The sequence below is a fragment of the Arthrobacter sp. FW306-1B-F12A genome (assembly GCF_058781865.1).
Map to the genome: position 1 here is coordinate 22575 of NZ_JBYSXD010000033.1, position 17603 is coordinate 40177.

The following is a 17603-nucleotide window of genomic DNA, read 5'->3' on the forward strand; positions in this document are numbered from 1 at the left end:
ATCGTTACCGGGCGGGGCCAGCCGTCACGGCTCCGGTGCGCAGATCGAAACTGAAGCTGCGCTCGATCACCCGCGCGCCGCCGTCGTGCGCCACCGCAAAAGTCAGCTCAAGCGAGTCCCGCGCCAGATCCTCCTCAGTGACCGTGTAAACCGGCGTGAAATACAGTGCTTCAGCGCCGGATGCCAGATCAGCGGGCGGGAAGTCCGCCGGGTTCGCGTGCGGTCCCAGGAGTACGACGCCGGATGCGGCCTGGGTGCCGAGGTTGCGGGCGCGTCCGGTGAACGCGAGGATGTCCCCGGCTTTGTAGCCCGGAATGATGGGCCCGTAGTTGAGGTCCTGGGCTTCGCGGGTTCCGAGGATCTGCGCCTGCTCCGCTGAGTATCCTTGGCCGATTTCCTTCCACGTCTGAACGTCCCAGTCACGATCGTTGTCACAGGGGAGGACATGGAATTCACCGGCGTTCTGCCACACAGGGGGCCGGCCGGGAGTGATGGAGCGCAGTTCCATGTGAAACTCGAGGTGGTCGGGCTGGGTTCCCGGCGCACCCGCCGCACCAGGCGCACCCGGCGCACCCGCCGGGCCCGAAAGCTGCTCCGTCAGCTGCTCCACCGGCACGGAAACGAAGACGATCTCGCGGTATCCCTGCCGCTCGTACAAGACGCCGATGTTGCCGTCCGGAAGCCGCGCCGCAGTCGAGTAAGCCGAGCTTCCCTCGCAGAGGACCAGCTTGGCGGGCCAGCTGGCCCCGTTGTCCGTGGACAGGCTGAGGACCGTATTGCGGCGCAGGGAAGTGTCCTGGTTGTTGCTCGCGAGCAGCCAGCTGCTCATGGCCGGGGTGGCCAGGGATGCCACATTCGGCAGGCCGTCGAAGCGGACAAGCGAGCCGTTGTCGCTCGGGTCGGGGAGGTCCCCGACCGGTTCCAGCTGGCTCCATGTCCCGCCGCCGTCATGCGAGATTGCCGCCAGCCGCCGGGGCGTGGCGCGCGAGTGCAGGAGGAGGCGGCCGTCGTCGAGGCAAGCTACTTTGTTTTCGTTGGGGCCGACTCCGTCCGGACCCTTTCCGATGAGCGATCCGAGCGTCCAGTTCTCGCCGTGGTCGTCGCTGTATGCGGAAGCCGCCATGATTTCGCCGTCGACGAGCACCACGAACTGCTGGACCAGTCGCCCGGCGAACGGACCGGCGTGCATCTGGATTCCCTGACCGGCTGCGGCGAAAATCCCCGTGATACCGCGGTCGCGTGCGCCGGCACGAGCGCCCGGAACACCGCCCCGCTTGAGCTGTCCGGTGAGCCGCCGATGCTGCCAGGTGACGCCGTCGTCGTCGGAAAAGCTGACATCGCAGTGCTGCACGTCGTCATCGGGTTCCAGGCCGCCTACCGCTTCGAAGAAACCGGCATGCGTCCCCGCGGCATGGAACATGAAGATCCGCCCGGTCACTGCGTCCACCAAGAGGCTCGGATCGCCGTAGCCATTGAGCCCCAAGCCGCTGCGGACCACGCGCTGTTCCTCCCAGCTGCGGCCATTGTCCGTGCTGCGCCGCAGCAGGAGATCGATCGGATTGGGCAGGTCGTCCAAGTTCGGCCGGCCGTCATAGGCGGCGAGCACTGTCCCCGCCGTCGAGACGGCCAGCGCAGGGATGCGGTACTGCCGGTAGCCTCCCGTGCCGCGCACTGCCAGGACGTGCTCGACGTCGGGACGGGCTTGGGGGAGTGCGGCACCACGGCGCTGGAGGTAGGAGGTCACACCTCCATGATACGAGACGGCGCCTTCGGCTAGAACGACCCTTAGCTGATCCTGCGCCGGTAGGCGGCCGTGGCGAAGAAGTACGCGATAATCAGGATGCCGAGGCACCATGCGAGGGCGACCCATATGTCGTTTCCGATCGGCCGTTGTTCAAACAGATCCTGGATCGTGTTGACGATCGAAGTGACCGGTTGGTTCTCGGCGAAGGCGCGCACGGGACCCGGCATGGTGGCCGTCGGGACGAAGGCCGAACTGATGAACGGCAGGAAGATGAGCGGGTAGGAGAACCCGCCGGCACCGTCCACTGACTTCGCTGTCAGGCCTGCAATGATCGCGAGCCAGGTGAGTGCCAGGGTGAACAGCGCCAGGATTCCAACGATCGCGAGCCATGCCAGCAGGCTTGCGGAGGTGCGGAATCCCATCAGGAGGGCCACCAGCATGATGATCACGAGCGAGAGCCCGTTCGCCACCATGGAGGTCAGCACATGTGCCCACAGGACCGATGATCGTGCGATCGGCATGGAGTGGAACCGCTCGAAAATGCCGCTCTTCATGTCGGTGAACAAGCGAACAGCGGTGTACGCGATGCCCGAGGCGATCGCGATCAGCATGATTCCCGGCAGCAGGTAATTGACGTAGTTCTCCGTGCCTGTCCTGATGGCGCCGCCGAACACGTAGACGAAAAGCAGCATGAGGGCGATCGGCGTGATCGCGGTGGTGATGATGGTGTCCGCGCTGCGGAAGATGTGACGCATGGAGCGGCCCAGCAAGACGGCCGTGTCTCCGAAGAAATGTGTGCTCATGACTGCTCCTTACTTGACGCGACCTTGCCCTCGTTCCCCACCAGTGCGAGGAAGATGTCCTCCAGGCTGGGCTGTTTTTCGACGTACTCGACCTTCGCCGGTGGGAGTAGTTGCTTGAGCTCGGCGAGAGTCCCGTTCGCGATGATGCGCCCTTGATGCAGGATGGCGATGCTGTCCGCGAGTTGTTCTGCCTCGTCGAGATATTGCGTGGTGAGCAGGACGGTGGTGCCCCGTTTCGCGAGCTCCTGGATTACCTGCCACACCTCGATGCGTGCTTCGGGGTCGAGTCCGGTGGTCGGCTCATCGAGGAAGATCACCTCGGGCTGCCCGATCAGGCTCATGGCGATGTCAAGGCGACGGCGCATGCCTCCGGAATACGCGGACACCTTTCGGGACGCTGCCTCGGACAAGTTGAAGCGCGCCAGGAGATCGTCCGCCGCTTGCCCGGGGTCCTTCAGGTGCCGCAACTTGGCAACCAGCACCAGGTTTTCCCTGCCCGAGAGGATTTCATCGACCGCTGCGAATTGTCCGGTGAGGCTGATGGATTCCCGGACCCGCAGCGGGTGGGCCACGACGTCGAATCCGTTGACGGTAGCAGTGCCGGCGTCCGGACTGAGCAGCGTCGACAGGATTTTCACCATCGTGGTCTTTCCTGCTCCGTTGGAGCCGAGAAGGGCGAAGATGCTGCCCGGTGCCACGTCGAAGTCCACACCGCGCAGCACGTGCAGCTCTTTGTAGGACTTTTCCATGCCCTGCACGCGGATCGCGGATTCGCGGGTGGTGGATGCATTGCTCACGATTCCCGCTCCTTCCCATCGTCTCCGGCAGCGGCGTCGATCGCCTTGACCAGGCGTTCGCGCTCCTTGTTGATCCACTGACCGACCGTGTAGTTGCGCATGAACGTTTCGGCGAACTCCACGGGGTCGTCACCAACGATGTCGCGGATCGGCGTCCCGTCTGCGGCGCTCTGTTCGAAGAGATCGGTGAGGTCCCCGAGCATCCGCAGCAGCACATCGCCCTTGGTGATGGCACCGAAGTACATCAGGTACCGTTCCAGCGCGGTCGCCGCCGCGCGATAGTCCGCGGGAAGCTGCTCCACGCGTGCCTTGTTTTGCCGGTATTGCTTCTTCTGTTCGAGCGATCCCGTAAGCTGCTCGATCCACCCTGCGGCCATGTTCACTTTCCTCCCTTTCGGAGCTGTTCCAGTCGCTCGGACAGGAAACTCCACGTATTCCAGAATTCGTCCAGTTCCTTTTCGCCCTGCTCGTTGAGCGAATAGACCTTGCGCGGCGGGCCCTTCTCGGACGGCCGTTTCTCGACGTCGACAAGGCCTTTTTGCTCGATCCTGACGAGCAGCGCATACACGGTGCCCTCGGCGATCTCGGTGAAGCCCTGGCCTCGGAGCAGCGTCGTGATTTCGTACCCGTACGCGGGATTCCCGGTCAGGAGGGCGAGAACGATGCCCTCGAGGGTCCCTTTGAGCATCTCCGTCATTTGCCTGCCCATCGGACACCTCCTTCCACTACTCAGTGTTACTAGCTACTGGTACATAGTACCGCTAAGTAGTGGAAGCGCAAGCCCCTTCGGAAACCGCACCGAAGTGCACTCAGGGCTGCTGGAACGCGCCGTCCCTCAAGAGGGCCACGGCGGTCCCGGCGTCAAGTTCGGCGGCAATCTCGACGTCGTCCGCGTGCCCTGCGCCGATCAACTCCCGGCCGCTGGAGCAATCCTGCAACGCGTGATGGAGCCGCGGCTCGACGGCGTTGAAAACAGCCATCGCCGCATCAGCCTCCGGCGAGAAACCTTCCCTGCCGTCTTCCGGCGTGAAGCCGCCCCGCCCGGCGGCAGCGAGTCCGGCAATGAAGGCGCCGGCCCCGATCTGATCCTCCAGGGCGGGCCGGAGGGAGCCGCCTGGCCACAGTTCACCGGCCGCGATCACCGCCACCACTAAATCCGGAGGGAGTTCGGCGGCCACCCACTCGGCGGTGGCGGCTGCGTTCCGCAGTGACACGGCCGCGATGAGCGGGAATTCCTGGGCGAGCTCATAAGCGATCGAAGAGCCGTTGGGCGATGGCAGCACGACGCGGCTCAACGACCGCGCGTCCCGCAGGCTCGACGGCGAGAGGCTCAGTCCGCCTCCACCCCGCGGACCAGCCAGCTGGGCGTCGTGGTGGGCGGCGAAGTCCTCGGCCCCGGAGTCCTTCCACAGGTACGGGAATACGATGGCACCGCGGTCGACGGCGACGCTGACGCATGTGGTGAAGGTGATGACGTCAACCACGACGGCGAGGTCCGCTCCGGACGCAACCGCACGGGCGCCGTCGAGCCCCCATTCAAACCTCACGGTGAACGGAAGCTGCCGGTGCACCGTTCCCGCCATGGTCATGACAGTTCGGCCTCCAGGTTGCGGCGGGCGGCATCCAGCCACAGGCTCCGCGCGCGTTCGCTGTGGAAGAGTGGATCCAAGGCGAGCAGATGGCGGACGACGGCGGCCCGGCCGGCAGCGAAGTCGGCATCGCTGACGTGGGCGTAGTCCTCGCGGACAGCAGCAAGGTAGCGGGCGTAAGCCGTTGGTTCCGCGCCGAGGATGGAGAGATCGGCGTCGCACAAGAGGGCGCCGAGTCGGTCTCCCGGTTCGGGGCTGTGGGTTGAGGTCAGCCTGACCAGCCGGGCAACTTCGTGGATCGTCGGTTCCGGGAGTCCCGCAAGAGCCAGGCGGTCCTCGGCCAGCCGGGCCGATTGCTCTTCGTCCTGCCCTGCGATTCCCTCGTAGACGGCGTCATGGAACCATGCGGCCAACGTCACTGAGCGCGCGGGCGGCCCGGGTTCGGTGAGGAGATCCAAGGCTTCCAGGACCGCCAGCAAATGCGTGCGGCTGTGGTATTTCCGATGGTCCTCGCCCCAGCGTTCGAGGAGCTCAAAACCCAGCTCCTCATGTCCTGGAAGAGCCGAATTCCAGCGCTCCAGCAAGGGTACGGTGAGCGCCTTGCTGCGTTGTCGGGCCGGGATCCGCAAGCCGCTCGCGATCAGTTTCCGCACCAAAATCCGGGCCTCCACGGGGATGGCGCCCGCGGACAGGAGGTCCTGGTAGCGGCGTTCCGGGACGTCGTAGTGGTCGCCATCGAAGGCACGCCCGGGAATCCCCGCGGCCCCGGCGAAAGCATGCAGTTCCTCGAGCGAGGTGTCCGAGACGAGGTGGGAAAACACGGTCCCGTGCGCGGGCCACAGCGGCGGATCAACGAAGACGGCCATGGCCAGCGCCAGGTGACTAGGAGTTTTTCCGGGTGGCTACCGCAGAGAGAGCGGTCAAACCCTTTTCGAAGTCGCCGCCCACCATCTTCTCCATGTTCATGAACAGAGCGAAGATCTTGCCGAGGCCTTTGTTCTCGCCGGTCATGGTCCAGGTGACGCGGGTGCCGTCCCCTTCGGGCACGAACGTGAACCCCGTAGGATTGACTGCCTTCATCGGCTTGGTGAACTCGAGGCGGATGTCGATCTTGCCGGGCTCCTCCGAGCCGACGATTTCCATGGTTCCGGTGCCGGCCTTGTTGTTGCCGCTCCAGGCATACTTTGCTCCGACGCCGGATTCGTTGCCGGAATAACTCCGGTTCAGCTTGGGGTCCACGGCTTCCCACGGAGACCACTTGGTCCACTCGTGGAAGTTGTTGACGAAGGGGAAGACGTCGGCGGGTGCGGCGGGGATCAGCGCATTGCGAGTGACTGTGAAGGGTGCCATGTGCATATCGTACGGCGCTTTGCCGGGATCGTGGGCGCGGGCCGAGTGCTGCGTTCCGGCACGCAGCGCGCGGCCCGGACCCACGATTTCGACGGCGGGTGCTGCCTTACATGCCCGGGACGTCGAGCGCTTCGTAGACGGTGATCGAGACTTCGGGGGCCATGAGGAAATGCGGGTGGCCTTCGAGGAGCTTCAGCGCTCCGTCCATGTCTTCGGCTTGGAGGACGCTGTAACCGCCCACGCCGGTCTCTGCATCGGATACTCCAGAGTTCCCAACCACTTTGCCGCCACCGAGGGGTGTGCCAAGATCGGCAAGCCCAGCGCCAGCCTTCGCGGCCCAGTCCATCCACAGCTTCATGCCTTCGGCTGCTGCCTCAGGGGAGCTGTCAGCCATCATCGATTCCGCCGATTGTGGTGCATTGTAGAGAACTACGAACTTCTTCATTGCGTGTCCTTTTTCTCATGCGCGCCCGGGGGGGTGTTCCACCCGGTCACACCTGATCCTAGGGCCAGGGAACGCAAACAGCGAGGGACTTTTCACCGTAAGCGGGGAAGGCTATGGACAGCAGTTTCGCCGTCGGCAAACATGGAGCAGGAGGGACGATTCGCCAAAGTTGAGCATAGTAGACTCAACTTTGAGAAATAGTCATCTTTCCCGAGAGGAGCTCTTCCATGGACGTCAAATTCACCACCAAGAGCCAGGAGGCTCTTTCCGCGGCGGCCATGAACGCCTCCACCGCCGGAAATCCGCAGCTGGAGCCAGCCCACTTGCTCAAAGCCCTCATGGATCAACGCGAGGGCGTCGCGGTGGCGCTTTTGCGCGCCACTGGAGCGGACCCGGATGCCGTGAGCGTCCAGGCGAGTTCGGCCATCAAGGCCCTGCCGTCGTCGTCGGGCAGTTCAGTGCAGCAAGCGCAGCTTTCCCGCCCTTCGATGCAGGCCATCCAGGCCGCCCAGAACGAGGCCGAGAAACTCGGCGATTCCTTCGTGTCCACTGAGCACCTCCTCTTGGGGCTCTCTGCCGGTAGCGACGCCGTGGGGAAGCTATTGCGCGACGCCGGCGCCTCCCACGAAGCGCTCCTCGCCGCCTTGCCGGGTGTCCGCGGTGACCGGAAAGTTACCTCGCAAGACCCGGAAAACACCTTCCAGGCGCTTGAGAAATACGGCACGGACCTCACCGCCGTCGCGCGCTCCGGCAAGCTGGATCCCGTGATCGGGCGGGACAGCGAAATTCGCCGAGTGGTCCAGGTCCTGAGCCGCCGCACCAAGAACAACCCCGTGCTGATCGGCGAACCCGGCGTCGGCAAGACCGCCGTCGTCGAAGGCCTTGCCCAGCGCATGGTGGCAGGTGACGTCCCGGAAAGCCTGCGGGGCAAGACCCTCATCGCGCTGGACCTCGCATCCATGGTTGCCGGCGCGAAGTACCGCGGCGAATTCGAGGAACGGCTCAAGGCCGTGCTGGAGGAGATCAAGAACTCCAACGGGCAGATCGTTACGTTCATCGACGAAATCCACACTGTGGTGGGCGCCGGTGCCACCGGTGAAAGCGCCATGGACGCAGGGAACATGCTCAAGCCCATGCTGGCCCGCGGCGAGCTGCGGCTCATCGGCGCCACCACCCTGGACGAGTACCGCGAGAACGTCGAGAAGGACCCTGCCTTGGAACGCCGCTTCCAGCAGGTCTACGTGGGCGAACCAAGCGTGGAGGACACCATCGGCATCCTCCGCGGCCTCAAGGAACGCTACGAGGCCCACCACAAGGTAGCCATCGCGGACTCCGCCCTGGTAGCCGCCGCCACGCTCTCCAACCGCTACATCTCGGGCCGTCAATTGCCGGACAAGGCCATCGACCTCGTGGATGAGGCGGCGTCCCGGCTACGCATGGAAATCGACTCGGCTCCCGAGGAAATCGACCAGCTCCGCCGTGCCGTGGACCGTCTCACCATGGAGGAATTGGCACTCGAGCGCGAGACGGATGCGGCCTCCATCGAACGCCTCGCCGCGCTCCGCGCGGACAAAGCGGACAAGAAGGAAGCCTTGGGTGCGCTGAACGCCCGCTGGGAAGCCGAGAAGGCCGGGCTCAACCGCGTGGGCGACCTCAAGGCAAAGATCGACGAATTGCGGTCCGCCGCCGAAAAGTTCCAGCGCGAGGGCGACCTTGAAGCTGCCTCGCGCATTCTCTACGGCGAACTGCCCGCGTTGGAGCGCGAGCTCAGCGCAGCAGCCGAGGAAGAATCCGCCCGGGAAGCGCGCGGTGAAGCGAAGCCCGCCCTGATGGTCGCGGACGAAGTCACGGCGGACGATATCGCGGAGGTTATTTCGGCCTGGACGGGCATCCCCGCCGGCCGCATGCTCCAGGGGGAATCCCAGAAGCTGCTGCACATGGAAGAGGAGATCGGAAAGCGGCTGATCGGTCAGTCCAAGGCCGTGGCCGCCGTCTCCGACGCCGTCCGCCGCGCCCGCGCGGGCATCAGCGACCCCAACCGCCCCACGGGTTCGTTCCTGTTCCTGGGCCCCACCGGCGTCGGTAAGACCGAGCTCGCCAAGGCACTCGCCGACTTCCTGTTCGACGACGAACGCGCCATGGTGCGGATCGACATGTCCGAATACGGCGAGAAGCACTCCGTGGCCCGGCTGGTCGGTGCCCCTCCCGGGTACGTGGGCTACGAGGAAGGCGGCCAGCTCACCGAAGCGGTCCGCCGTCGCCCGTACTCCGTGATCTTGCTCGACGAGGTGGAGAAGGCCCACCCGGAAGTGTTCGACATCCTCCTTCAAGTGCTCGACGACGGCCGCCTCACCGACGGGCAGGGCCGCACCGTGGACTTCCGGAACACCATCCTGGTGTTGACCTCCAACTCGGGTAGCCAGTTCCTTGTAGATCCAACGCTGGACTCCACGGCGAAGCGGAATGCGGTCATGGCCGTGGTCAACGCCTCCTTCAAGCCGGAATTCCTCAACCGGCTCGACGAGATTGTGCTGTTCGATCCGCTCAGCGTCGACGAGCTCGCCAGGATCGTCGAATTGCACGTGGACGAGCTGACCAAGCGGCTGCACGACCGCCGGCTCACCCTTGAGGTCAGCGACGGCGCCCGTGCCTGGCTCGCGATGTCCGGTTACGATCCCGCCTACGGCGCCCGTCCGCTGCGAAGGCTGGTTCAACGCGAGATCGGTGACCGCCTGGCCAGGGAAATCCTTGCCGGACAGATCGCGGACGGCGACACGGTACTGGTGGACACCGCGGCCGACGTCGACGAACTCACCATCGAGGGTCTCGAGGCTTTGACGGGTCCCGACGGCGGTGCTCCGGCGGGTAGCGGCCTGACGGTGAGGCGGAAGGAATAGCTACTTCTGCAGCACGGATTCCTTGAGCGTGTTTCCCGAGTTCACCACGATGAAGCAGTCCACGCGGCGGTCGCCGTTGTCCCAGCTCGTGGCACTCGGGTACACGTTCTGCTGCAGGAGCGCGTACTTCGTGGATGCCTCGTTGAGCACCAGGTCACGGCAGATTTCGCGGCCTTTGTCACGCAAGGCAGTGGCGCCGGGGAAGGTGTCGTCAGCCTTGTACCGGAAGATGGCGCCCAGCTGGGCCGAATGGTCGGTGGTGCAGTCCACCACCTTGGACTTGATGGCGTTGGAGTCGAAATCGGCGAAGCAATCTCCCAATTGGTAATCCTTTGCCTCCACATCCGCCGGGAGGGGACCGCGGCTGGTGGACGTGGCCGGCGCGGGGATGGGCGCGGCCGCCGGGCGGTTGGCCAGTGCCCCGACGAGGACCCAGATCACTACGCCGATCAGGATCAGCACGGCCAGCACGATGCCGCCAATGATGAGCCGATACCGCGTTATGGCGTCCAGGGCAGTCCGCAGGGACGAGCCTTTCTCGGAGGGAGCAGGGCCCTCGGGCCCGGTTTCGCCAGGCATGCCTGCATCGGGGTACGTGCCCGAAGTCCCGGAATACCAGGTCCCGGAACCAGGGTCTACCGGCGACTCATTGTCGCCCGTACCGTTGTTGCCCTGGATCATGTTGTCCTGGCCCATGTCTGAGTTCGCGCCTTTCATGCCTGCCGCCCCATATTAGGGCGACTCTACCCAAGTTTTTCATGCCAATGAATGGAGATACTGCCAGGTGGAACTGTGACGGCGCTTTCGCGAAGCAAGTGGCAAGCAGTTGCTCCAGAAAGCATGTAATCTAGACATACGACAAATTGACCAAACATTCCGGGGCCTCACCGATCGCCAAGGTGACCACCTCCGGTCCAAGTACAAAAGGGGGTCACGCCATGGGGCGCGGCCGTCAAAAGGCAAAAGCTACCAAGCAGGCTCGGGACATCAAGTACTACTCCCCGAACACTGACTATTCGGCCCTTCAGCGCGAGCTGACTGGGCCATCAAGTCGTGCGACGAGCCGATTCGCGGATGATCCGCCGGAGCCGGACTACTCGGCTTACGAGGACAAGTACGCACAGGACTTGGAAGACGATGACGACGAGGTAGACACCCGCCGTATCGGATAGCTGTAGCAACAATCAGGTGCCTTTCGGCATCGAGTTGCGTACCGCCGTCGTACACGAGGTCGTTTGGCATCCCCGGATGCCTCCCAAAACGATAGAGCCCGTAGGGCGCGCCATGATTGGCGTGCGCTACGGGCCTTTTTCGTGCCCTTTGGCCGGTCAGTCCTTCTCGTGGCACAGATCCAGCAGGGGGATCAGTGTTTCGAGGTCGTTGGCGCGCGCTGCGGCCAGGATCTTCCGGTGGGCGTCCGCCACGCGCTCAAGCTTGGCGTCGTCCAAGGGGTACGAGCGGCTGATGAGCCGTTGAACAGGGTTGTCCCAGACGGATTCGAGGGTTTTCAGCAAGAATCCGTTGGGCGCAGGCGCCGCCAAGCCCAAATGGAACGCCCGCGTGGCGGTGAACAGTTCCTCCGGGTCGGCGCTTGCCGCACCCTCGGCGATAAGCAGCTCCAGCCTCGCAAGCTGAAGGTTGGTGTATTTTGCCCCACACTGCCTGATGGCCATGATCTCGAGGGCCTTGCGTACTTCGTAGACTTCCTCGACGGCTGATCGGGTCAGCGTCGTCGCGAAATACCCCGAGCCCGGGACCAAAGTGGCGAGTCCTTCGTGGACCAAGCGGTTCAGGGCGTCGCGGACCGGCGTCCGGGACACGCCGTATTCTTCGGCCAGCTGTTCCTGGACCAGGGGAGCGCCAGGCTCGACCACTCCGTTGACGATCTCATTGCTGATCCTGTCGTAGACGTGCTCGCTCAGCGGCCTCATCCCCTTGGCAGCTTGCGTGGCCATTCGCCTCATCCCCTTTTTCGTATCAAAACTCGTTCAATCCTACGTGCTTTACATCACAGGATTCACTGTATACAGTGAATCCAATTCTACCAACCCTGAAGAAAGTTGCCCTATGAGCCTGCGCATTCCACGCATACCCGGCATCGATTTTGCCGCCGTCGGCAAGCAGCTGGGTTACCTGGAGATCGAACATTCGGACAATGAGAATGACGCCGCTGTCATCCCTTCGCCGATCGCGGTCCTGAGTGGTGGGGACGGCCCCACGGTCCTCCTGATCGCCGGTACGCATGGCGACGAATATGAAGGACAGATCCTTCTCCAGGAACTCATCCGCACCTTGAACCCTGATGAGGTGACCGGGAGATTGATCATCCTGCCCGCCCTCAACATCCCTGCTGTCCGCGAAGGAAGACGTGTTTCCAGCGTGGACCGGGTCAATCTGAACCGTGCCCTCCCGGGCCGCGCCGACGGCGGACCGGCACTGCAGATCGCCTCGATCGTGGCCCAGGAACTCATCCCCATGGCCGACTTTGTGATGGACATCCATTCCGGGGGGATCGCCTCGGAGTATGTGCCGTCCGCGTTCGTCTACCAAGGACCGACGCCGGAGCTATGGGCTGCGAAGGTGGCGGCGGTCGCCGCATTCAATGCCCCTTATTCCGTCGTGGTGAAGCCCATGCTGAAGGCGGGCTCCATCAGCGGCGCGGCCGATCGGGCCGGCGTGCCGATGATCTCGACCGAACTCGGTGGGAGGGGAACCGTATCCCTGCCGATCCTCGCAAGGGCCCGGACGGGACTTCGTTCGCTGCTTGGGCACTGGGGCGTGCTCAAGGACGCCGGCCTCTCAGGGATCGGAGAGCCGATCCAGTGGGTCGAACTCACGGCCCAGTCCGCGGTCCATTCCACCATGGCAGGCATCCTCGAGCCGGTGGTCGGACTTGGCCAGAAAGTCGCGGCCGGAGAGCTCGTGGCCCGCGTTCACTCAGTGGAAGAACTCGAGCGTCCTCCAAAAGACTTCTTTTCACCGATGGACGGGGTGGTCGCAATCATTCGGCATCCCGCCCTCGTCAATATCGGCACCACCGTGGTCAACATCGCCGTTGACCATGGAACAAGCTATGCGAAAGGCAATCATGAACCGTCCTAGATACATCTCCACATCCGCTCTGCTGCTGGCCGCCGCCGTCGGGCTCAGCGGCTGCACCACTGCGTCACTCGACGCCGGCAAGGAAGCCGCCGCCAGTTCGATTCCCGGCAAGGACGCTGCGATTCCGGCGGCGCCCTTCAACAAGTCCGCCGCGAATCTCTTGCCCCCGGACGTCAAGGCCAAGGGGACATTGGTGGTCGGCACCGACCCCACCTTCGCGCCTTATGAGTTCTACGCGGCTGACAGCAAGACGGTTGTCGGCTGGGACGCGGACTTTGCGAAAGCAGTCGGCGAGACGCTGGGGCTCGAAGTCAAGATGGTTCCCGCGACCTTCGACACCATCCTCCCGGGCGTGAGCTCCAACAAGTACGACGTCGGCATCTCGGGTTTCAATGTCACGGCCGAGCGTAAGATGAATGCCGATTTCGCCTCCTACCAAAGCAGCGGCTCCGGCCTTGCCGTCAAGGCCGGCAACCCCAAGAAGCTGGCCCTCGACGCGATGAAGCTGTGCGGCACGAAGGTGGGTGGCGAAAAGGGGACCACGCAAGGGATCGAGACCCTTCCGGCGTTTTCGAAGCAGTGCGTCGTCGCCGGCAAAGCGCCGATCGACATCCAGTTGTTTCCCTCCCAGAACGAAGCCAACCTGGCACTCATCTCCGGCCGCGTGGACAGCGTCCTCTCAGGCCTTGTTGGCATGGGTTACGCAAGCAAGCTTTCCGGCGGTGCCTTCGAGCTCGCCGGCAACCAGGACTTCGAACCGACGCCGGTAGGTATCGCCATGCCCAAAGGCTCGCCCCTGACCAAGGCGATGGTCGCGGCGGTCAGGGCGCTGATCGCTGGCGACACGTACAAGGCGATCAATGCGAAGTACGGAATCCCGGACTCGGTGACCATCAGCGCTGATGCCGTGGACGCGAGTGGTGCGAAATGAGCACCGTGATCACCGTCCCGAAGATGGGAACAACGGACCGCGGACAGTTCACCGTGGTCTCGGCCAGGCACCCCTGGCGATGGGTGGCTGGCACTGCGGTAGGCGCCGTCGTGATCCTGTTGCTTGTTTCCGCGGTGAGCAATCCCCGTTTCGGCTGGGACAAGGTGGCCCTGTATTTCCGTGACGTTGCCATAGTCAACGGGATCGGCATCACCCTGTTCCTGACGGTTGTCTGCATGGCTGTCGGGGTGGGGCTTGGCGTAGTGCTTGCGGTCATGCAGCTTTCGGCAAACCCCGTGGTCAAGGCCTCGGCAAGCGCCTATGTGACGATCTTCCGAGGCACCCCCGTCCTGGTCCAGCTGTTGTTCTGGTTCAACTTGTCGGCGCTGTATCCGGAGATCACCTTTGGTATCCCCGGCGTCAGCCTCGACGCCAACCAGATCATCACACCCCTCGCCGCGGCGATCCTTGGCCTGGGCCTCAACGAGGCTGCCTACATGTCGGAGATCGTCCGGGCAGGAATCCAGTCCATCGATCAAGGTCAAGGCGAAGCTGCGGGTGCCCTCGGCATGTCCCGCATCCAGACCCTCATCAGGGTGATCCTGCCGCAGGCCATGCGCGTCATCATCCCGCCTACGGGCAATGAGTTCATCGGCATGCTCAAGATGACCTCGCTGGTCAGTGTCCTGGCGGTCCCCGAGCTCCTGTACTCCGCCCAGATCATCTACTCGAAGAACCTGCAGGTTGTCCCGCTGCTCCTGGTCGCCAGTATCTGGTACATCATCGTCACCACGGTGTTCACGGTGGGCCAAGGCTACCTGGAACGGCACTTCGCCCGGGGAACGTCCCGTTCCGTCCCGCCGACCGCCGCCGAGCGGTTGCGGAAATTCTTCAGGGTACATTCCGCACAAGGCTCAGGAAAACAAGGCTCAGGAAAGGAAGGCCAGTCATGACTATCGAGACGAAGGAAAGCCGTAAGGCGCCGGAGGCGCTTCCGCTGGTACGCGCGGAAGGCGTGCGCAAGAGTTTCGGCGACAATGAGGTCCTCAAGGGAATCGATCTCCACGTCCAGAGCGGCGAAGTGGTCTGCCTGATCGGCGCCTCCGGCTCCGGGAAAAGCACCTTCCTGCGGTGCGTGAACCACCTGGAGAAGATCGACGGTGGCCTGCTGTGGGTGGGGGACAGGGCCGTGGGCTACCGGATCAAGGGGGACAAGCTCCATGAACAGTCCCACAACGAAATCTGCGCCGACCGCACGGATATCGGGATGGTCTTCCAGCACTTCAACCTCTTCCCGCACATGACCGTGCTGGAGAACCTGATGGAAGCCCCGATCAGGGTGCTCAAGCACCGCAAGGCGGATGTCCGCCGTCGGGCGTTGGATTTGCTGGAGAAGGTGGGCCTGTCGGAGAAGGCGGGGGCCTATCCGCGGCACCTCTCGGGCGGGCAGCAGCAGCGGGTGGCGATCGCCCGGGCCCTGTGCATGCAGCCGAAGCTGATGCTGTTTGACGAGCCGACGTCGGCGCTGGATCCGGAGTTGGTGGGCGAGGTCCTCAGGGTGATGAAGGACCTGGCCCGGACGGGAATGACCATGATTGTTGTGACGCACGAGATGGGCTTTGCCCGCGACGTGGCGGATCGAGTGGTGTTCATGCATGGCGGCCGGATCATTGAGGAAGGTCCCGCCAAAGCCGTCATTGGCAACCCGCAGCATGAGCGGACCAGGGCGTTCTTGTCTGCGGTCCTGTAGTTGTTGATAGTGCGCTCTCGGAAGTGGTTGACAGAATGCGTTAGTGACGGCTAACGTATTAATCATGCTCGACCGACTGGAAGTTGCCGCGGAGCCGAACAGGCGGCGCCTGTTGCACCTGCTTGCGGCGGGCGAGCGCACCGTGACGGAGCTGGCTGGCGAATTCACGGTGAGCAGATCCGCTGTCTCGCAGCACTTGTTGTTGCTGGAGCAGGTAGGCCTCGTTGCGGCCCGCAAAGAGGGCCGCAACCGCTACTACCGCTTGGATAACGACGGCATGAGAGAACTCCGGATGCTTTTTGAGCAGTTCTGGACCGCTGAGCTGGACATGCTCCTCGCTGACGCACAAAACTTCACCACCGACCGCCTTCAAACAACAGAGGAATCATCATGATTTACGACAAGACCGTTCTTCTTCCCCTCAACGTCGACCAGGCGTTCGAACTCATCACGCAGCCCGCACGCCTCCGCCGCTGGCAGACCGTTGCCGCCCGCGTCGACCTCAAGGTTGGCGGCGAGTACCGCTGGACCATCACCCCGGGTCACCACGCGGCGGGAACGTTCACGGAAATCGAGCCGGGCAAGCGCGTCGTCTTCACTTGGGGCTGGGAGCAGCCCGAAGCGCCGGCGGACAACGTCTCCACGGTAGCCATCACCCTTGAGCCGGCCGATGGCGGCACCTCCGTGCGCTTGGTGCACGAAGGCCTTCCGACTCCGGAAGCCCTGGCAGGCCACGCCGAGGGCTGGAACCACTACCTCGACCGTCTCCTCGCCGAGGCGTCCACGGGCGACGCCGGTGCCGACGAATGGGCAGCTGCCCCTGCCGATCTCAATGAGCTCACCTCCGCGGACGCCACGCTCGCCATCGTGCAGCGCGTGCTGGCGCACGTCACCGAAGCCGACGCGCAGACCCAGACTCCGTGCGCCGACTTCAACGTGTCGCAGTTGCTTGACCACCTCGCCGGCTCAATTGCCAACATCGCCAAGGCCCTGGGCGCCGAAGTAGCCGACGACGCCGGGAAGTCGCCCGAGGTGCGCATCGCCGACCTCGCCCAGCCGACGCTGGAAGCCTTCTATCGCCGCGGACTCGAAGGCACCATTGACATGGGCTTCGCCGAACTGCCGGCCACGATGGTCGCCTCCATCCTCAACCTCGAGTTCCTGGTCCACGCTTGGGACTTCTCCAAGGCCCTGGGCTTCGAGGTGTCGGTGGCGGATGAGCTCACCGACTACGTCGAGGTCCTCGCGCAGAACACCATCAGCGAGCAGGTCCGCGCAAGCGGCAGCTTCGCCCAGGCCCAGGAAGTCGCCGAGACGGCATCCAGCCTGGAGCGCCTGGTCGCTTTCACCGGCCGGACTGTTCACGCCTAAGCTCGAGGCTACTCAACGAAGGGATAGCAATGCCGCAGGTTGATAGCTACAAGCAGGGAACCCCGTGTTGGGTGGACCTGTCGTCGTCGGACATTGAGGCCTCCAAGGCCTTTTACAGTGATCTGTTCGGCTGGGAATTGGACGCGATGGATGCCGGCAACGGCATGACCTACTACATGGCCAAGCTGCAGGACCGCTACGTGGCGGGCATGATGCAGCAGATGCCGGACATGGCCGCGGCCGGCGCACCGTCCTTCTGGGCCAACTACCTCGCCGTCGATTCGGTAGATGACGCCGCTGAGCGCGTAACGGCGGCAGGCGGCAACGTTCTCTTCCCGCCGGACAGCGTCCCCAACGGAAGCGGGCGGATGTTCTTCGCAGCCGATCCCACGGGTGCACAGATTGGCTTCTGGGAGGCCGGAACCCACCACGGCGCCGGGCTGGTCAATGAGCCGGGCACGGTGGTCTGGAGCGAGCTGCAGACGAACGACGTCCCCAAGGCCGTGGCATTCTACGAGTCCGTCACGGGGTGCTCCAGCGAGACGGCCGCGGCCGGTGACCTGCAGGAATACACCCAGTTCGTGGTGGACGGGAAGTCCGTGGCCGGCGCCATGAAGCAGCCCGTCGAGGGAATGCCGCCGTTCTGGATGACCTACTTCAATGTTGCGGACGTGAACGAGTCCGTGGCGAAGGCCGTCGAGCTCGGCGCCCAGGTCTTCGCGCCTGCCTTCGACGTCCCTGGCGTCGGCCGCATGGCAGTCCTCGGTGATCCAGCCGGAGCAGCCTTCAGCGTCATGGCCGCCGAAAGCAACTAGGCCTCAAAC

20 protein-coding genes are annotated in these 17603 nt (G+C 64.0%); 9 read left to right on the forward strand and 11 right to left on the reverse strand.

Annotated features, from left to right (window positions below):
- Positions 1–4 precede the first annotated feature (4 nt).
- The 9 genes from AC3WJU_RS15405 to AC3WJU_RS15445 form a co-directional block, all read right to left on the reverse strand.
- Positions 5–1744: a sialidase family protein gene (locus AC3WJU_RS15405; RefSeq protein ID WP_492260289.1), complete on the reverse strand. Its 1740-nt coding sequence runs from the start codon at positions 1742–1744 to the stop codon at positions 5–7.
- Positions 1745–1785: 41 nt separating this feature from the next.
- Positions 1786–2547 (reverse strand): ABC transporter permease, encoded by a 762-nt coding sequence (locus tag AC3WJU_RS15410; protein WP_284991899.1) that lies wholly within the window; start codon positions 2545–2547, stop codon positions 1786–1788.
- Entirely contained in the window at positions 2544–3296 is a 753-nt protein-coding gene (locus tag AC3WJU_RS15415) for an ABC transporter ATP-binding protein (protein ID WP_492260303.1), read from the reverse strand. Before AC3WJU_RS15415 ends, AC3WJU_RS15410 begins: the two co-directional genes overlap by 4 nt.
- A gap of 44 nt (positions 3297–3340) precedes the next feature.
- A complete protein-coding gene (locus AC3WJU_RS15420; protein ID WP_059389919.1) occupies positions 3341–3721 on the reverse strand; it encodes a DUF1048 domain-containing protein in 381 nt (126 codons plus the stop codon).
- Between the two features lie 2 nt (positions 3722–3723).
- Complete coding sequence (locus AC3WJU_RS15425; RefSeq protein ID WP_059389920.1) at positions 3724–4053, reverse strand: PadR family transcriptional regulator; 330 nt, start codon at positions 4051–4053, stop codon at positions 3724–3726.
- Between the two features lie 100 nt (positions 4054–4153).
- Positions 4154–4933 carry a 2-phosphosulfolactate phosphatase gene (locus tag AC3WJU_RS15430; RefSeq protein ID WP_492260290.1) on the reverse strand — a complete coding sequence of 260 codons (780 nt, stop codon included), beginning with the start codon at positions 4931–4933 and terminating at the stop codon, positions 4154–4156.
- Positions 4930–5799, reverse strand: coding sequence for a DUF4031 domain-containing protein (locus tag AC3WJU_RS15435; RefSeq protein ID WP_284991902.1), 870 nt, complete (start codon positions 5797–5799; stop codon positions 4930–4932). Before AC3WJU_RS15435 ends, AC3WJU_RS15430 begins: the two co-directional genes overlap by 4 nt.
- A 16-nt stretch (positions 5800–5815) precedes the next feature.
- Complete coding sequence (locus AC3WJU_RS15440) at positions 5816–6283, reverse strand: SRPBCC family protein (RefSeq protein ID WP_059389922.1); 468 nt, start codon at positions 6281–6283, stop codon at positions 5816–5818.
- A gap of 106 nt (positions 6284–6389) precedes the next feature.
- Positions 6390–6728, reverse strand: a complete 339-nt coding sequence (locus AC3WJU_RS15445) for a YciI family protein (RefSeq protein WP_492260291.1) — start codon at positions 6726–6728, stop codon at positions 6390–6392.
- Positions 6729–6955: 227 nt separating this feature from the next.
- Between AC3WJU_RS15445 and clpB the strand changes: the two genes are divergently transcribed.
- Entirely contained in the window at positions 6956–9625 is a 2670-nt protein-coding gene (gene clpB / locus AC3WJU_RS15450) for an ATP-dependent chaperone ClpB (protein WP_492260292.1), read from the forward strand.
- Here clpB and AC3WJU_RS15455 read toward each other — a convergent pair whose 3' ends face one another.
- Entirely contained in the window at positions 9626–10342 is a 717-nt protein-coding gene (locus AC3WJU_RS15455) for a septum formation family protein (protein ID WP_306962038.1), read from the reverse strand.
- A gap of 221 nt (positions 10343–10563) precedes the next feature.
- On the opposite strand from AC3WJU_RS15455, the gene AC3WJU_RS15460 reads away from it, so the two are divergent.
- On the forward strand, positions 10564–10797 hold the full coding sequence (locus tag AC3WJU_RS15460) for a DUF3073 domain-containing protein (RefSeq protein WP_028265518.1): 234 nt from the start codon (positions 10564–10566) through the stop codon (positions 10795–10797).
- 156 nt (positions 10798–10953) lie between these two features.
- Here AC3WJU_RS15460 and AC3WJU_RS15465 read toward each other — a convergent pair whose 3' ends face one another.
- A complete protein-coding gene (locus tag AC3WJU_RS15465) occupies positions 10954–11580 on the reverse strand; it encodes a GntR family transcriptional regulator (protein ID WP_059389925.1) in 627 nt (208 codons plus the stop codon).
- A gap of 112 nt (positions 11581–11692) precedes the next feature.
- Between AC3WJU_RS15465 and AC3WJU_RS15470 the strand changes: the two genes are divergently transcribed.
- The 7 genes from AC3WJU_RS15470 to AC3WJU_RS15500 are packed head-to-tail and all read left to right on the forward strand — an operon-like array spanning position 11693 to position 17594.
- On the forward strand, positions 11693–12727 hold the full coding sequence (locus tag AC3WJU_RS15470) for a succinylglutamate desuccinylase/aspartoacylase family protein (RefSeq protein ID WP_441433525.1): 1035 nt from the start codon (positions 11693–11695) through the stop codon (positions 12725–12727).
- Positions 12714–13658 (forward strand): ABC transporter substrate-binding protein, encoded by a 945-nt coding sequence (locus AC3WJU_RS15475; RefSeq protein WP_492260293.1) that lies wholly within the window; start codon positions 12714–12716, stop codon positions 13656–13658. The genes AC3WJU_RS15470 and AC3WJU_RS15475 overlap by 14 nt, the downstream gene beginning before the upstream one ends.
- On the forward strand, positions 13655–14611 hold the full coding sequence (locus tag AC3WJU_RS15480) for an amino acid ABC transporter permease (protein ID WP_284991910.1): 957 nt from the start codon (positions 13655–13657) through the stop codon (positions 14609–14611). The genes AC3WJU_RS15475 and AC3WJU_RS15480 overlap by 4 nt, the downstream gene beginning before the upstream one ends.
- Positions 14608–15408, forward strand: a complete 801-nt coding sequence (locus AC3WJU_RS15485) for an amino acid ABC transporter ATP-binding protein (RefSeq protein WP_492260294.1) — start codon at positions 14608–14610, stop codon at positions 15406–15408. The genes AC3WJU_RS15480 and AC3WJU_RS15485 overlap by 4 nt, the downstream gene beginning before the upstream one ends.
- Before the next feature lie 43 nt (positions 15409–15451).
- Complete coding sequence (locus AC3WJU_RS15490; RefSeq protein WP_253257528.1) at positions 15452–15802, forward strand: ArsR/SmtB family transcription factor; 351 nt, start codon at positions 15452–15454, stop codon at positions 15800–15802.
- Entirely contained in the window at positions 15799–16779 is a 981-nt protein-coding gene (locus AC3WJU_RS15495) for a TIGR03086 family metal-binding protein (RefSeq protein WP_492260295.1), read from the forward strand. Before AC3WJU_RS15490 ends, AC3WJU_RS15495 begins: the two co-directional genes overlap by 4 nt.
- A 29-nt stretch (positions 16780–16808) precedes the next feature.
- Positions 16809–17594, forward strand: a complete 786-nt coding sequence (locus AC3WJU_RS15500) for a VOC family protein (protein ID WP_492260296.1) — start codon at positions 16809–16811, stop codon at positions 17592–17594.
- Positions 17595–17603 lie beyond the last annotated feature (9 nt).

Excerpts from the sequence above, each read along its gene's own strand:
- AC3WJU_RS15470 (WP_441433525.1), top strand. The coding sequence starts at position 11,693 with ATGAGCCTGCGCATTCCACGCATACCCGGCATCGATTTTGCCGCCGTC.
- AC3WJU_RS15435 (WP_284991902.1), bottom strand. The coding sequence starts at position 5,799 with ATGGCCGTCTTCGTTGATCCGCCGCTGTGGCCCGCGCACGGGACCGTG.
- AC3WJU_RS15480 (WP_284991910.1), top strand. The coding sequence starts at position 13,655 with ATGAGCACCGTGATCACCGTCCCGAAGATGGGAACAACGGACCGCGGA.
- AC3WJU_RS15415 (WP_492260303.1), bottom strand. The coding sequence starts at position 3,296 with ATGGAAAAGTCCTACAAAGAGCTGCACGTGCTGCGCGGTGTGGACTTC.
- AC3WJU_RS15440 (WP_059389922.1), bottom strand. The coding sequence starts at position 6,283 with ATGGCACCCTTCACAGTCACTCGCAATGCGCTGATCCCCGCCGCACCC.
- AC3WJU_RS15430 (WP_492260290.1), bottom strand. The coding sequence starts at position 4,933 with ATGACCATGGCGGGAACGGTGCACCGGCAGCTTCCGTTCACCGTGAGG.
- AC3WJU_RS15475 (WP_492260293.1), top strand. The coding sequence starts at position 12,714 with ATGAACCGTCCTAGATACATCTCCACATCCGCTCTGCTGCTGGCCGCC.
- AC3WJU_RS15410 (WP_284991899.1), bottom strand. The coding sequence starts at position 2,547 with ATGAGCACACATTTCTTCGGAGACACGGCCGTCTTGCTGGGCCGCTCC.
- AC3WJU_RS15445 (WP_492260291.1), bottom strand. The coding sequence starts at position 6,728 with ATGAAGAAGTTCGTAGTTCTCTACAATGCACCACAATCGGCGGAATCG.
- AC3WJU_RS15465 (WP_059389925.1), bottom strand. The coding sequence starts at position 11,580 with ATGGCCACGCAAGCTGCCAAGGGGATGAGGCCGCTGAGCGAGCACGTC.
- AC3WJU_RS15500 (WP_492260296.1), top strand. The coding sequence starts at position 16,809 with ATGCCGCAGGTTGATAGCTACAAGCAGGGAACCCCGTGTTGGGTGGAC.
- AC3WJU_RS15455 (WP_306962038.1), bottom strand. The coding sequence starts at position 10,342 with ATGAAAGGCGCGAACTCAGACATGGGCCAGGACAACATGATCCAGGGC.
- AC3WJU_RS15495 (WP_492260295.1), top strand. The coding sequence starts at position 15,799 with ATGATTTACGACAAGACCGTTCTTCTTCCCCTCAACGTCGACCAGGCG.
- AC3WJU_RS15485 (WP_492260294.1), top strand. The coding sequence starts at position 14,608 with ATGACTATCGAGACGAAGGAAAGCCGTAAGGCGCCGGAGGCGCTTCCG.
- AC3WJU_RS15420 (WP_059389919.1), bottom strand. The coding sequence starts at position 3,721 with ATGGCCGCAGGGTGGATCGAGCAGCTTACGGGATCGCTCGAACAGAAG.
- AC3WJU_RS15425 (WP_059389920.1), bottom strand. The coding sequence starts at position 4,053 with ATGGGCAGGCAAATGACGGAGATGCTCAAAGGGACCCTCGAGGGCATC.
- AC3WJU_RS15460 (WP_028265518.1), top strand. The coding sequence starts at position 10,564 with ATGGGGCGCGGCCGTCAAAAGGCAAAAGCTACCAAGCAGGCTCGGGAC.
- clpB (WP_492260292.1), top strand. The coding sequence starts at position 6,956 with ATGGACGTCAAATTCACCACCAAGAGCCAGGAGGCTCTTTCCGCGGCG.